Below are 12,375 nucleotides of genomic sequence, written 5' to 3' on the forward strand. Positions count from 1 at the left end.
CGGCCGCCGCGCCCGTGGCCCCCGCGCCGGCGGCGCCCGCTTCCCCCTATGCCTTCGGCGCGCCCACCGGGGCCGTCGGCTCCTCCCGCATCGAGACGCGCAGCCTGCGCCAGCTCGGCCTCGCGGGGCCGATGCAGTTGCGCGGTACCTCGGACCTCCAGGGCCTGCTCTTCGGCATCCGGGCGGATGAGGTGGTGACGGCGGCCAAGCTGACCATCCAGGGCGCGACCTCGCCGGCGCTGATCCCCGAGCTGAGCCAGGTGGCGGTGACGCTGAACGACCAGTTCGTCGGCACCGTGGCGCCGGACAAGGCACGCCCGGCCTTCGGCCCGATCGAGTTCCCGATGAACCCGGTCTTCTTCGCCGATGCCAACCGGCTGAACTTCCGCTTCACCGGCCGCTATGCCATCGAGTGCAACGACCCGCTCTCCGGCCTGCTCTGGTCCACCGTCTCGGACCTTTCCACCGTGCAGCTGACGCTGGAGCGGCTGCCGCTGCCGCGTGACCTGGCGCGGCTGCCCGAACCCTTCTTCGACCCCCGTGTTTTGCGGGAGCCGCTGAACCTGCCGGTGGTGCTGCCGGAAGGCGCCGGCAACGACGTGGTGCGCGCCGCCGCCATCGCTTCCTCCTGGTTCGCGGTGCAGGCGGATTATCGCGGCGCCATCTTCCCGGTCAGCAGCGGCGTGCCGGCGCGCGGCAACGCGGTGGTGATCGCGGCGGGGCCGGATGCGGTGCCGGGCCTCACGCTGCCCCGCATGGATGGCCCGACGCTCGCCGTGGTGCCCAACCCCGGCGACCCGGACGGGCTGCTGCTGGTGGTGGGCGGCCGCAACGGCGCAGATGCCGCCGCGGCGGCGCAGGCGCTGGCGGTGGGGCGGCAGGCGCTCTCGGGCGAGATCGCGATGGTGCAGGCGCCGGACATGCCGCCGCGCCAGCCCTATGACGCGCCGCGCTGGGTCCGCTCCGACCGCCCGGTGAAGTTCGGCGAGCTGGTGGACCCCTCGGAGCTGCAATCCTACGGCTTCGCGCCGGGCACCATCGCGCTGCCCTTCCGCACCGCGCCCGACCTCTACACCTGGCGCGACCGCGCCCTGCCGGTGGATGTCTTCTACCGCGCGCCTCCAGGGCCCATCACCGATGTCGCGGTCTCCCGCCTCGATGCCGGGCTGAACAACGTCTACCTGCGTTCCTTCCCGCTGCGCGAGGCCGAGCCGGGCTGGCCCTGGAACTGGATCGCGCGCCGGGTGCGCGCCGCCAGCCTAGCGGACCGCTCGGAAGGGCAGGTGGGCCTGCCGCCCTACCTGATCTTCGGCCAGAACGAGCTGCAACTGCGCTTCGACATGCGGCCGCTGAACCGGGGCGACTGCGTCTCCATCCCTGGCGATGTGCGCGCCTCGATCGACCCCGACAGCACGCTGGACCTGTCGCGCGGCTACCGCTTCACGGAGATGCCGAACCTGGCCTTCTTCGCCGGCAGCGGCTTCCCCTATACCCGGCTGGCTGATTTCGCCGAAACGGCGGCGGTGCTGCCGGAGCGGCCGACAGGCTCCGAGCTTTCGGCCTTCCTGACGCTGCTGGGGCGGCTTTCGGCCAATGTCGGCCATGCCGCCACCCGCATCGCCATCGCCCGCCCTTCCGGCATCCAGGAGGTGGCGAACCGCGACCTGATGCTGATCGGCGCCATCACGCGCCAGCCGGTGCTGGCCGATATGCTGCGCGACCGCAGCCCGCTGCAGATCGATGGCAACCGCGTCACCCTGGCGCTGGGCGATGCGTTGGGCGGCTTCCGCAACCTCTTCATCGGCGATGACGAGCGGCAGCAGCGCGACCAGTTGCAGGCCACCCTGGCGGCGCCGGGTGCCGGCAGCGGCATGCTGCTGGGCTTCCAGAGCCCGCTTTCGGCCAAGCGCAGCGTGGTGGCCCTGACCGGCAGCAGCCCGCAGGGCGTCGAGGCCATGGTGGCCGCCTTCCGCGACACGGACCTGCTGCCACGCATCCAGGGCGACCTCGCCATCCTCTCCAACGGGCGGATGACCTCCTACAAGGTGGGGCGGAACTACACGGTCGGCTTCATCCCGCCCTGGCTCTGGCCGCAATACTACCTGGGCGCGCGGCCGGACACGCTGCTGCTGATGGTGCTGGTGGCTGCCCTGCTGGTGGGGATGCCGGGCTACTGGCTGATGCGCCGCCGCGCCGCCCGCCGGCTGCGGACCCGGACCTGAGGGCCCGGGCAGGAACAACAACCGGCAGAAGCAACGACGCGGAGGATGCAGAGACCGATGACTGAGACGGACCACGCCGCCCTGGCCTATCTGGCGCGCCGCGATGTCAGCCGGCAGTGGCGCGGCTTCCTGGCCGCGTTGCTGGAGGTGCTGGACGCGCAGATGGACCGCGCGGCGCGGGATGCCCTGCTGCGCGCCGTGGGCCAGCGTTTCGCCGCCGCCATGCCGCTGCCCCCCGCCGAGACGCTGGAAGGGCTACAGCGCCTGATGAACGAGGCACTGGCCGCCGCCGCCTGGGGCCATGTGGCGCTGGAGTTGGACCCGCAGGACCGCCGGCTGCGCTTCCGCCACAGCGCCGCCCCCTGCATCGCCACCGTGCAGGACCCGGCCGGCGCCTGGCTCGGCCCGGTGCTGGAGGGGCTCTATGGCGCTTGGCTCGGTGCCCAGCCAGGGGGCGAGGAGGCTGGCGCCGCCACCGTGCGGCTGGAGTCGCTGGAGCCCGGCCTGGCCCGGCTGCAATACGGCGCCTGAGGAGCGGGCAGGGCGCATCCCTGCCATCTCGGCGCTTGCCATCCCGGGGCCGGGCGGGCATGCCGCCGCCATGCCCCTGCCGCCAGAGCCGACCGAATACGACATCGCCCGCCTGGGTGCCGCCGGCGACGGCCTGGCCCAGGGCGCCGATGGCCGCCCCGTCTTCATCCCCTATGCCCTGCCCGGGGAGCGTGTGGCCGCCCGCGTCACCGGCAAGCTGGGCGATGGCCAGGCCGCCGAACTGACCGCGCTGCTGCGCCCGGCGCCCGAGCGCGCCGAGCCGCCATGCCCTTATTTCGGCCGTTGCGGCGGCTGCACCATGCAGCACATGGCCATCCCGCCCTATGCCGAATGGAAGCGGGCGCGGCTGGCCGAGGCGCTCTCCCGCGCCGGCTACCCGGATGCCGTTGTGGCCGAGCCCGCCGTGACGCCGCCGCAGACCCGCCGCCGCGCCGACTTGGCGCTGCGCCGGGCCGATGGCGTGCCGGTGCTGGGCTTCCATGCCCGCGGCAGCGGCGCCGTGGTGGGTCTCGACACCTGCCTGGTGCTGGACCCGGCGCTGGTGGCGCTGTTCCAGCCGCTGAAGACCATGCTGCGCAGCCTCTCGGCCTTCCGGCGGGAAGGCTCGGCGGTGCTGAACCTGCTGGACAGCGGCCCCGACCTGCTGCTGCGGCTGGATGGCGTCCCCAACACCGCCGACCGCGCCCTGCTGGCCGATTTCGCCCGCGCCCATGGCCTGCCACGCATCGCCTGCGCACCGCTGAAGGGCATGGTCAGCGAGAATGTGGCGCAGATCGGCCCTGTCTCCATCGCCCTGGGTGGCGTGGCGGTGGCGCCGGCCCCCGGCGCCTTCCTGCAGGCGACGCCGCAGGGGGAGGCCGCCATTGTTGCCGCCGTGCTGGCCGGCCTGCCGAAACTGACCGGCAAGGCCCGCATCGCCGACCTTTACGCCGGGCTGGGCACGCTCTCCTTCCCGCTTTCCGCCCGCGCCCGTGTCACGGCCTATGAAGGGGCGCCGGAGGCCGTGGCGGCGCTGGATGCCGCCGCGCGCCATTCCGGCGGGCGGGTGCAGGCGGTGAAGCGCGACCTTTCCCGCCAGCCGCTGATGCCGAAGGAGCTGGACGCCTTCGCCGCCGTGGTGCTGGACCCGCCCTTCGCCGGCGCCGCCGACCAGATGCCGCTGCTGGCCCGCACCACCAAGCTGGAGCGGATCATCTATGTCTCTTGCAACCCGGCGGCGCTGGGGCGGGACGCGAAGCTGTTGCAGGCGGCCGGCTGGCGGCTGGCCTCGGCCACGCCGGTGGACCAGTTCCTGTGGTCGGCGCAACTGGAAGCCGTGGTGGTCTTCGCCCGCGGCCGCTAGGCTTGATCCCGGCCCCGCCGCGCCCAATTCGGCAAGGTATGTCTCTGGACCGGGAGAGAATTCGATGGTGATCGACCGACGTGGCTTGATGGCGGCGGCTGGCACGCTGGCCGCCATGCCGCTGCTGGCACGGCTGGGCTGGGCCCCCTGGGGCAGTGCCGCCGCGCAGACCCAGGCGGCGCCTAGCGTGGCAGCGCAGGCGGCCGGCGCCACCGGCCCGGCCCCGACCCCTGGCTTCTTCCGCTTCAAGCTAGGCAACCGCACCGTCACCATGGTGAGTGACGGCTATGGCACCCGGCCGGACCCCACCAAGGGCTTCGTGCGCAATGTCGAGGCCACCGTGGTGGAGGAAGCCCTGAAGGCCGCCTTTCTGCCCACCGACGCGCTGCGCCTGCCTTATACCGTGCCCTTCCTGGAAACGGCCGATGGGCTGATCGCCTTCGACATCGGCACCGGCGGGCAATTGGGCAATACCGCCGGGCGGCTGGCCGCCAATATGCAGGCGGCGGGGCTGGACCCGGCGAAGGTGACGCAGATCGTCTTCACCCATTTCCACGGCGACCACATCACCGGCCTGACCACCGCCGACGACAAGCCCGTCTTCGCCAATGCCCAGCTGGTCGTCCCCGAGGCGGAGTGGGACTATTGGATGAGCGAGGAGAATGCCAACAAGGCGCCCGAGGCGATGAAGGGCGCCTTCGCCAATGTCCGCAAGCGCTTCGAGCCCTACAAGGCCCGTATTCGCAAGATGGACCGTGATGGCGAGGTGATGCCGGGCGTGGTGGCGCTCTCCACCCCCGGCCATACGCCGGGACACACCAGCTACCTGCTCTCCAACGGCGATGCACAGGCGCTGGTGCTGGGCGACCTGACCAACCGGCCCGAGCTGAACCTGGCCCATCCCAACTGGCACCTGGTCTTCGACATGGATGCCGACCAGGCGGAAAAGACACGGCGGGAGGTGCTGGACCGCGTGGCCAGCGACCGCATCCGCTGCATGGGCTATCACTTCCCCTTCCCGGCGAATGGCTATGTCGCCAAGGAAGGCGAGGGCTACCGCTTCATTCCGGCGGATTGGTCGACGGGGGTCTGATCCTGTGACGGGGTGGGGCCAAAAAGGGCTCCGCCCTCTCTGGACACACCCGCCGGGGTGACAGTGTCACCCCGGACCCCGCCTTCAGTTTTTTAGGTGAGAGACCTGGCGCGCCGGAGGTCATGGACCTCCGGCGACTGCGGATTCAGCCCGTGCGGCCTTTTTTCAAAAGCTGGCGCCGCGCTGCGGCCTCAAAGTGGAAAACTCGAAGCGGGGTCCGGGGTGGACTTTCCACCCCGGCGGGGGCCTGGGGGCAGCGCCCCCAGCCTTGCTTCAGACGTGGAAGCTTTCCCCGCAGCCGCAGCGCCCCTTTTCATTGGGGTTCACGAAGGTGAAGCCGGCGGACATGGCCTTCACCTCGTAGTCCATGGTTGTGCCGATCAGGAAGAGCGTGGCCTTGCGGTCCACCAGCACCGTCACGCCGTTGCTGGTGACCACCTCGTCGCCCGGCCCGGGCGCATCGGCCCAGGTCAGGTCATAGGACATGCCGGAGCAGCCCTTGGTATTGACGGCCACGCGCAGCAACTTGCCTTCCTGCCCGCCGGCATAAAGGGCGCGCAGGCGCTCGGCCGCAGCATCGGAGACCTGCATCAGCGGCGGCAGGGCGCGGGCGGGGCGCGGGGCGGTGGTGGAGGTGCTCATCGAAACCCCTCTCTCAGTACATGTTCAGGGCGAGGCGGGCGTCCTCGCTCATCCGGGACGGGTCCCAGGGCGGGTCCCAGACCACCTCGACCGTGCAGTCGGTGACGCCGCGGATCAGGCGAATGGCTTCCTCCACCTGCTGCGGCAGCTCCTGGGCCGAGGGGCAGGAGGGGGCGGTCAGCGTCATCTCCACCGCCACCTTGCCGTCATCGCCGATCTCGACCGCGTAGATCAGGCCCAGCTCATAGATATTCACCGGGATCTCGGGGTCATAGACCGTGCCGATGGCGCTGATCACCGCATCCTCGGACACAGCCGGGCGGGTCTCGCCATCCGGGGTCCAGGCACCATGGCCGGTGCTGGGGGCGGTTGTCGTGTTGTCACTCACTGCTTGCCGCCTCCTGCTTGTTGTCCAGCGCGTTGTTCAGCGTGTGCCAGGCCAGCGTCGCGCATTTCACGCGGCTCGGGTATTCGGAGACACCGCCCAGCACCTGCAGCCGCTCCATCTCCTCGGCCAGATTGGCCTCGCATTCGGGGCAGGTGCCGGTCATGGCCAGGCTGCGGAACTTCTCGCCCAGTTCGTGGGCCTCGGCGGCGGTCTTGCCGCGCACCGTCTCGGTCATCAGGCTGGCGGAGGCCATGGAGATGGCGCAGCCACGGCCCTGGAAGCCGGTGTCGGCGATGCGGCCTTCCCCATCCAGCTTCACCCAGAGTTCCATTCGGTCGCCGCACATGGGGTTGTCGCCGCGCGCGTGGCGGTCGGCATCCTCCAGCCGGCGGAAGTTCCGGGGCTTGCGGCCGTGGTCCAGGATGACTTCCTGATACAGGTCGCGCAGGTCATCGAACATTACGCGAAAAACTCCCTGGCCTTGACCAGCGCCTCGGCGAGGTAATCGACCTCTTCCATCGTGGTATAGAGGCCGAAGGAAGCGCGGCAGGTGCTTTCCACGTTAAATCGTGCGTGCAGCGGCTCGGCGCAATGGCGGCCGGAGCGCACGGCGATGCCGGTTCGGTCGAGCAGGGTTGCGAGATCGTGGGAATGCGCATTGTCCAGCGCGAAGGCGAAGACGCCGCCACGGTCCTGCGCCCGGCCCAGCAGGGTCAGGCCCTCGATGGGCGTGAGCTTCGCCATGGCGTGGTCCACCAGGGCGCGCTCATGCGCCTCGATGGCCTCCATGCCGATGGATTCCACGTAGTCGATGGCGGCATGCAGGCCGATGGCCTCGATGATCGGCGGCGTGCCGGCCTCGAACTTGTTGGGCACCACGGCGGCGATGAAGCGCTCCAGCGACACTTCCGCGATCATGTCGCCGCCGCCGAGGAAGGGCGGCATTTCCTCCAGCAGCTCCATGCGCGCCCAGAGCACGCCGATGCCGGTGGGGCCATAGAGCTTGTGGCCGGTGAAGACATAGAAGTCGCAGCCGATGGCCTGCACGTCCACGCGCCGGTGCACGGCGGCCTGGGAGCCGTCCAGCAGCAGTTTTGCCCCATGCGCATGGGCGAGGCGGGCCAGTTGCGCGGCGGGCGTCACGGTGCCCAGGACGTTCGACATATGCGTGACGGCGAAGAGTTTGACTTTTCCATCCGCCAGCTTGGCCTCGACATCGGCCAGGTCCAGCTCGCCGGCATCGGTGATGCGGGCCACGCGCAGTTCCACGCCATGCGCATCCCGCAGCATCTGCCAGGGGATGAGATTGGCGTGGTGCTCCATCTCGCTGATCAGCACGGCGTTGCCGGGCTTCATCACCCCGCGCCCGAAGCTATGGGCGACAAGGTTGATGGCGGCGGTGGAGGAGGGGGTGAAGACGATCTCCCGTTCATCCGCCGCGTGGAGGAAACGGGCCACGGCGGCGCGGGCGGCCTCGTAATCGGCGGTGGCGCGTTCCGACAGGTTATAGGCGCCGCGATGGACATTGGCGTAGGCCGTTTCCATCGTGCGCACCATGGTGTCGATCACCGCGCGCGGCTTCTGCGCCGATGCCCCGGAATCCAGGAACACCAGCTTCTTGCCGCGCACGGTCTGCGACAGGATCGGGAAATCCCGCCGCACGCGCTCCACGTCGAAGACAGGGGCCAGCACCGCGCCGTCCATGTTACGCGACCTTTTCCCACCAGCCGGAAACGGCGGTGGCCAATGCGTTGCGGGCCGTCTCGTCCTCCACCGTCTCGACCGCTTCCTGCAGGAAGGCCTCGATCAGCATGGAGCGGGCGGTGGCGGCGGGAATGCCGCGGGCGCGCAGGTAGAAGAGCTGGTCCTCGTCCAGCTCGCCCACCGTGGCGCCGTGCGAGCACTTCACGTCGTCGGCGTAGATTTCCAGCTGCGGCTTGCTGTCGATCTCCGCTTCCGGAGACAGCAGCAGTGCCTGGTTCATCTGGTAGCCGTCGGTGCGCTGGGCGATCTGGTGGACGTGGATCTTGCCCTGGAAGACGCCGCGCGACTTGCCGGCCAGCACCGTCTTCACTGTCTGGCGGCTGGCGCAATCGGGCGCCGCGTGGTCCAGGAAGGTGGTGCAGTCGCCGTGCTGGCCATCGGCCAGCAACTGCGCGCCGTTCAGATGCGCCATGGCCTTGGGGCCATCGAGCGAGACATAGGCCTCGGACCGCGACAGCTTGGCGCCCGCATGCAGCAGGAAGCTGTCATAGGTCGCGCCCGCCGCCGCCTTCGCGAAGACCGTGGAGAGGAAGATGCCCTCGGCGCCTTCCTGCTGCAGGCGGGCATGGGTCAGGTGCGCGCCTTCCGCCAGCTCGATCTCGATGACCGGGTTGTGCAGGTAGCGGCCCTCGCCACGGCCCACCGCGCGCTCGATCAGCACCAGCTGCGCGCCGGCGCCGAGGCGGATGACATGGCGCGGATGCACCGCCACCGGCCGGTCGCCTTCCGCCTGGATGATCGAGAGCAGCTCGATCGCCCCGGCATCCTGGCCGGCGGGCAGGTCGATCAGCACGCCATCCTCGAAGAGCATGGTGTTCAGCGCCGCCATGGGCACGTCGTCCATGCGCGCCACGCTGCCCAGCAGGCCCTCGGCCGCCCCCAGCTCGGCGCCCAGGCTACGCACCGGGGCATTGGTCAGGTCGGCGCGGAAGCGGCCGTCGATCAGCACGGCGCGGGCGGGGGCCACGGCCTCCGGCAGCACCACATCCTCATCGACCGGCGTCAGCGCCTCACCGAAGCCGGTGCGGGCCAGCAGGGCGAGGTCGGTATAGTGCCAGGCCTCGATCTTGCGGGTCGGGAAGCCATTGGCGCGGAAGGCCTCGGCCGCGCGCTGGCGCAGCGCCTGCACCCAGGGGGTGCGGGTGCCGGGCAGGCGGGGCTGGAGTCCTTCGTAGCGGCGCAGGAAGCCTTCGGGGCCGGGTTCGAAAATCGCGTTCATGCCGCCTGCACGGCGCCGTAGCCGCTCTCCTCAAGCTGCTTCGCCAGTTCCGGCCCGCCGGATTGCACGATGCGGCCGCCCATCAGCACGTGCACGCGGTCGGGCACGATGTAGTTGAGCAGGCGCTGGTAGTGGGTGATGACGAGGGCGGAGAAATCCGGGCCGCGCAGCGCGTTGACGCCATCGGCCGCGATCTTCAGCGCATCGATGTCGAGGCCGGAATCCGTCTCGTCCAGGATGGCGAGGCCGGGCTTCAGCAGCGCCATCTGCAGCACCTCGTTGCGCTTCTTCTCGCCGCCGGAGAAGCCGACATTCACGCCGCGCTTCAGCATGTCCTCCGGCATCGACAGCTCCTTCATCCGCTGGCGGGCCAGCTTCAGGAACTGCATGGCGTCCAGCTCCGGCTCACCCTTGGTGCGGCGGATGGCGTTCAGCGCCGTGCGGAGGAAATTGGCATTGCCGACGCCCGGCAGTTCCACCGGGTACTGGAAGGCCAGGAAGACGCCGGCGGCGGCGCGCTCCTCCGGCTCCATCGCCAGCAGGTCGATGCCGTTGAAGGTGGCCGTGCCGCCCGTGACCTCATAACCCTCGCGGCCCGCGAGCACGTAGGACAGCGTGGACTTGCCACCGCCATTGGGGCCCATGATGGCATGGACCTCGCCCGTCGGGATCTCCAGGTCGATCCCATTCAGGATCTGCTTGCCATCGATTTCGGCCGTCAGGCCTTCGATCTTCAACATGTGTAACTCGTCCGTCCCAAAATCTGTGGCCGGGAGCAGGGTGCCCGCGCGCCCCGCTCCACCGGCGAATTAGCCAACCGAGCCTTCAAGGCTGATCTGCAGCAGCTTCTGCGCCTCGACCGCGAATTCCATCGGCAGCTCCTTCAGAACTTCCCGGCAGAAGCCGTTCACGATCAGGCCCACCGCGTCTTCCTGGCTGAGGCCGCGCTGACGGCAGTAGAAGAGCTGGTCCTCGGCGATGCGCGAGGTGGTCGCCTCATGCTCCACCTTGGCGGAGATGCAGCGGTTCTCGATATAGGGCACCGTATGCGCGCCGCACTGGTCGCCGATCAGCAGGCTGTCGCACTGGGTGAAGTTGCGGGCGCCGCTGGCCTTGGGGCTGATGCGCACCAGGCCGCGATAGGTGTTCTGCCCGCGCCCGGCGCTGATGCCCTTGGACACGATGGTCGACTTCGTGTTCTTGCCGATATGGAACATCTTCGTTCCCGTATCGGCCTGCTGGTAGTTGTTGGTGATGGCGACGGAATAGAACTCGCCCACCGAATCATCGCCCTGCAGGATGCAGGAAGGGTACTTCCAGGTGATGGCCGAACCCGTCTCCACCTGCGTCCAGGAGATCTTGGAACGGGCGCCACGGCAGGCGCCGCGCTTCGTCACGAAGTTGTAGATGCCGCCCTTGCCCTCGGCATCGCCGGGGTACCAATTCTGCACCGTGCTGTACTTGATGGTGGCGTCATCCATCGCCACCAGCTCCACCACCGCGGCGTGAAGCTGGTTCTCATCGCGCATCGGCGCCGTGCAGCCTTCGAGGTAGCTCACATGGCTGCCCGCATCGGCGATGATCAGCGTGCGCTCGAACTGGCCGGTGCTCTTGGCGTTGATGCGGAAGTAGGTGGAAAGCTCCATCGGGCAGCGGACGCCCTTCGGGATGTAGACGAAGGAGCCATCCGTGAAGACCGCGCTGTTGAGGGCGGCGAAGAAGTTGTCGCCCTGCGGCACCACGCTGCCGAGATACTGGCGCACCAGCTCCGGATGGTTCTGCACCGCCTCGGAGATGGAGCAGAAGATGATGCCTTCCTTCTCCAGCCGCGCCTTGAAGGTGGTGGCGACGGAGACGCTGTCGAAGACCGCGTCCACGGCCACCGGCAGGCGCTCGCCATCCATCTCGGCACCCTCGACGCCGGCCAGCAGCGCCTGCTCCTTCAGCGGGATGCCCAGCTTCTCATAGGTGCGCAGCAGCTCGGGGTCGACCTCGTCCAGCGACTTCGGCCCGGCCTTCTTCACCGGCGCGGCGTAGTAATAGGAATCCTGGTAGTCGATGGGCGGATACTTCACCGCGGGCCAGCGCGGCTCCTCCATCTTCTGCCACATGGCGAAGGCCTTCAGGCGCCAGTCGAGCAGCCACTGCGGCTCGTTCTTCTTGGCGCTGATGAAGCGGACGATATCCTCGTTCAGCCCCTTGGGGGCGAACTCCATCTCGATGTCCGTCTCGAAGCCGTACTTGTAGGCACCCTCGGTAACGGACTGGACGGCGTCAATGGTTTCGGTCACGGCAGGCATGGGTCGGGGTCCCTACTCGGCAGCCAGGGATGCCGGCATGGCCGGCAGGGGATTGGAGGAAGCGGCAGCGGTACGGCCATGCGACTGGCAGGTGCGCGTGGCCGGACCGGCAAGGTCGGCAAGGGTGATGGAGGCGAGCGCGCCGCGCACGGCCTCGTTCACCGGGTCCCATCGGCCGCGCACGGGGCAGGTCGCCTCCGTCTCACAGCCACCGGAGGCGCCATCGACGCAGGCGGTGAGGGCGATCGGCCCATCCACCGCCAGGATGACGTCGGAAAGGGCGATCTCCGCCAGCGGCCGCGCCAGGCGATAGCCGCCGCGCGCGCCGCGCAGCCCATCCACCAGCCCGGTATGGGCCAGGGCCTTCAGCACCTTGGCCACCGTGGGCTCGGCGATGCCGGTGCACTGGGCCAGGCAGGGCGCGGTCTGCATGCCGCCCTCGGCATCCAGCCGGGCCAGCACGACCACAGCGTAATCGGTGAGCTTCGACAGCCGCAGCAAAAGCGGGCCTCTCCTTTTAAAGTGGACCTGATTCGTCCGGTTTCAGGCAGATGCGCTTTGGACCCCTGAATGTCAAGGAAGTCGCACCCCCGGTTTGCCTGCCGGGCATGGCGGTGCCACCCTGGGCGCATGCCGAAATCCGCCGCCTTCCCCCGCCATGCCGCCAGCCTGATCCTGTGGCGGCAGCGCGCCAGTGGGGATACCGAGATCCTGATGGGCCTGCGCCATGCGGGCCACCGCTTCATGCCCGGCCGCCTGGTCTTTCCCGGCGGGCGGGTGGACTTCGCCGACCGCGCCGCCCCCGCCGCCAGCGAGCCCCGGCCCAGCACCCGCGCCGCCCTGGAACGCGCCG

The 12,375-nt window shown here is 69.5% G+C and carries 12 protein-coding genes and 1 pseudogene; 5 read left to right on the forward strand and 8 right to left on the reverse strand.

Going from position 1 to position 12,375, the window contains the following annotated elements:
• The 4 genes from bcsB to IBL25_RS20165 all read left to right on the forward strand — a co-directional run.
• A partial coding sequence (gene bcsB, locus IBL25_RS20150; RefSeq protein WP_187780301.1) for a cellulose biosynthesis cyclic di-GMP-binding regulatory protein BcsB occupies positions 1 to 2,222 on the forward strand: 2,222 nt, incomplete at its 5' end.
• 57 nt (positions 2,223 to 2,279) lie between these two features.
• Positions 2,280 to 2,753, forward strand: a complete 474-nt coding sequence (gene bcsD, locus IBL25_RS20155) for a cellulose biosynthesis protein BcsD (protein ID WP_187780302.1) — start codon at positions 2,280 to 2,282, stop codon at positions 2,751 to 2,753.
• 70 nt (positions 2,754 to 2,823) lie between these two features.
• Positions 2,824 to 4,116 (forward strand): class I SAM-dependent RNA methyltransferase, encoded by a 1,293-nt coding sequence (locus IBL25_RS20160; protein WP_187780303.1) that lies wholly within the window; start codon positions 2,824 to 2,826, stop codon positions 4,114 to 4,116.
• A 64-nt stretch (positions 4,117 to 4,180) separates the two neighbouring features.
• On the forward strand, positions 4,181 to 5,209 hold the full coding sequence (locus IBL25_RS20165; RefSeq protein WP_187780304.1) for an MBL fold metallo-hydrolase: 1,029 nt from the start codon (positions 4,181 to 4,183) through the stop codon (positions 5,207 to 5,209).
• Between the two features lie 273 nt (positions 5,210 to 5,482).
• On the opposite strand, the gene IBL25_RS20170 is transcribed toward IBL25_RS20165, so the two are convergent.
• From IBL25_RS20170 to IBL25_RS20205, 8 genes are all read right to left on the reverse strand, one after another.
• On the reverse strand, positions 5,483 to 5,851 hold the full coding sequence (locus IBL25_RS20170; protein WP_187780305.1) for a HesB/IscA family protein: 369 nt from the start codon (positions 5,849 to 5,851) through the stop codon (positions 5,483 to 5,485).
• A 13-nt stretch (positions 5,852 to 5,864) separates the two neighbouring features.
• Positions 5,865 to 6,239 carry an SUF system Fe-S cluster assembly protein gene (locus tag IBL25_RS20175; RefSeq protein WP_187780306.1) on the reverse strand — a complete coding sequence of 125 codons (375 nt, stop codon included), beginning with the start codon at positions 6,237 to 6,239 and terminating at the stop codon, positions 5,865 to 5,867.
• Positions 6,232 to 6,699 (reverse strand): Fe-S cluster assembly sulfur transfer protein SufU, encoded by a 468-nt coding sequence (gene sufU, locus IBL25_RS20180; protein WP_187780307.1) that lies wholly within the window; start codon positions 6,697 to 6,699, stop codon positions 6,232 to 6,234. The genes IBL25_RS20175 and sufU overlap by 8 nt, the downstream gene beginning before the upstream one ends.
• The gene (locus IBL25_RS20185; protein WP_187780308.1) at positions 6,699 to 7,943 is read right to left on the reverse strand and encodes an aminotransferase class V-fold PLP-dependent enzyme; all 1,245 of its coding nucleotides are present in this window, start codon (positions 7,941 to 7,943) and stop codon (positions 6,699 to 6,701) included. Before IBL25_RS20185 ends, sufU begins: the two co-directional genes overlap by 1 nt.
• A 1-nt stretch (position 7,944) precedes the next feature.
• The gene (sufD, locus tag IBL25_RS20190) at positions 7,945 to 9,222 is read right to left on the reverse strand and encodes a Fe-S cluster assembly protein SufD (protein ID WP_187780309.1); all 1,278 of its coding nucleotides are present in this window, start codon (positions 9,220 to 9,222) and stop codon (positions 7,945 to 7,947) included.
• On the reverse strand, positions 9,219 to 9,962 hold the full coding sequence (gene sufC, locus IBL25_RS20195; RefSeq protein WP_187780310.1) for a Fe-S cluster assembly ATPase SufC: 744 nt from the start codon (positions 9,960 to 9,962) through the stop codon (positions 9,219 to 9,221). Before sufC ends, sufD begins: the two co-directional genes overlap by 4 nt.
• A gap of 69 nt (positions 9,963 to 10,031) precedes the next feature.
• Positions 10,032 to 11,522 (reverse strand): Fe-S cluster assembly protein SufB, encoded by a 1,491-nt coding sequence (sufB, locus tag IBL25_RS20200; RefSeq protein WP_187780311.1) that lies wholly within the window; start codon positions 11,520 to 11,522, stop codon positions 10,032 to 10,034.
• Between the two features lie 12 nt (positions 11,523 to 11,534).
• A complete protein-coding gene (locus IBL25_RS20205; RefSeq protein WP_187780312.1) occupies positions 11,535 to 12,023 on the reverse strand; it encodes an SUF system Fe-S cluster assembly regulator in 489 nt (162 codons plus the stop codon).
• A 129-nt stretch (positions 12,024 to 12,152) separates the two neighbouring features.
• Here IBL25_RS20205 and IBL25_RS20210 point away from each other — a divergent pair.
• Positions 12,153 to 12,375: pseudogene (locus IBL25_RS20210) on the forward strand (NUDIX hydrolase); the annotation flags it as partial.

The sequence above is a fragment of the Pseudoroseomonas ludipueritiae genome (assembly GCF_014490445.1).
GTDB lineage: Bacteria > Pseudomonadota > Alphaproteobacteria > Acetobacterales > Acetobacteraceae > Pseudoroseomonas > Pseudoroseomonas ludipueritiae.

Bases quoted from the DNA above. Each gene is read 5' to 3' on its own strand.
- bcsD (WP_187780302.1), top strand. From the start codon at position 2,280: ATGACTGAGACGGACCACGCCGCCCTGGCCTATCTGGCGCGCCGCGAT.
- IBL25_RS20160 (WP_187780303.1), top strand. From the start codon at position 2,824: ATGCCCCTGCCGCCAGAGCCGACCGAATACGACATCGCCCGCCTGGGT.
- IBL25_RS20165 (WP_187780304.1), top strand. From the start codon at position 4,181: ATGGTGATCGACCGACGTGGCTTGATGGCGGCGGCTGGCACGCTGGCC.
- IBL25_RS20170 (WP_187780305.1), bottom strand. From the start codon at position 5,851: ATGAGCACCTCCACCACCGCCCCGCGCCCCGCCCGCGCCCTGCCGCCG.
- sufU (WP_187780307.1), bottom strand. From the start codon at position 6,699: ATGTTCGATGACCTGCGCGACCTGTATCAGGAAGTCATCCTGGACCAC.
- IBL25_RS20185 (WP_187780308.1), bottom strand. From the start codon at position 7,943: ATGGACGGCGCGGTGCTGGCCCCTGTCTTCGACGTGGAGCGCGTGCGG.
- sufD (WP_187780309.1), bottom strand. From the start codon at position 9,222: ATGAACGCGATTTTCGAACCCGGCCCCGAAGGCTTCCTGCGCCGCTAC.
- sufC (WP_187780310.1), bottom strand. From the start codon at position 9,962: ATGTTGAAGATCGAAGGCCTGACGGCCGAAATCGATGGCAAGCAGATC.
- sufB (WP_187780311.1), bottom strand. From the start codon at position 11,522: ATGCCTGCCGTGACCGAAACCATTGACGCCGTCCAGTCCGTTACCGAG.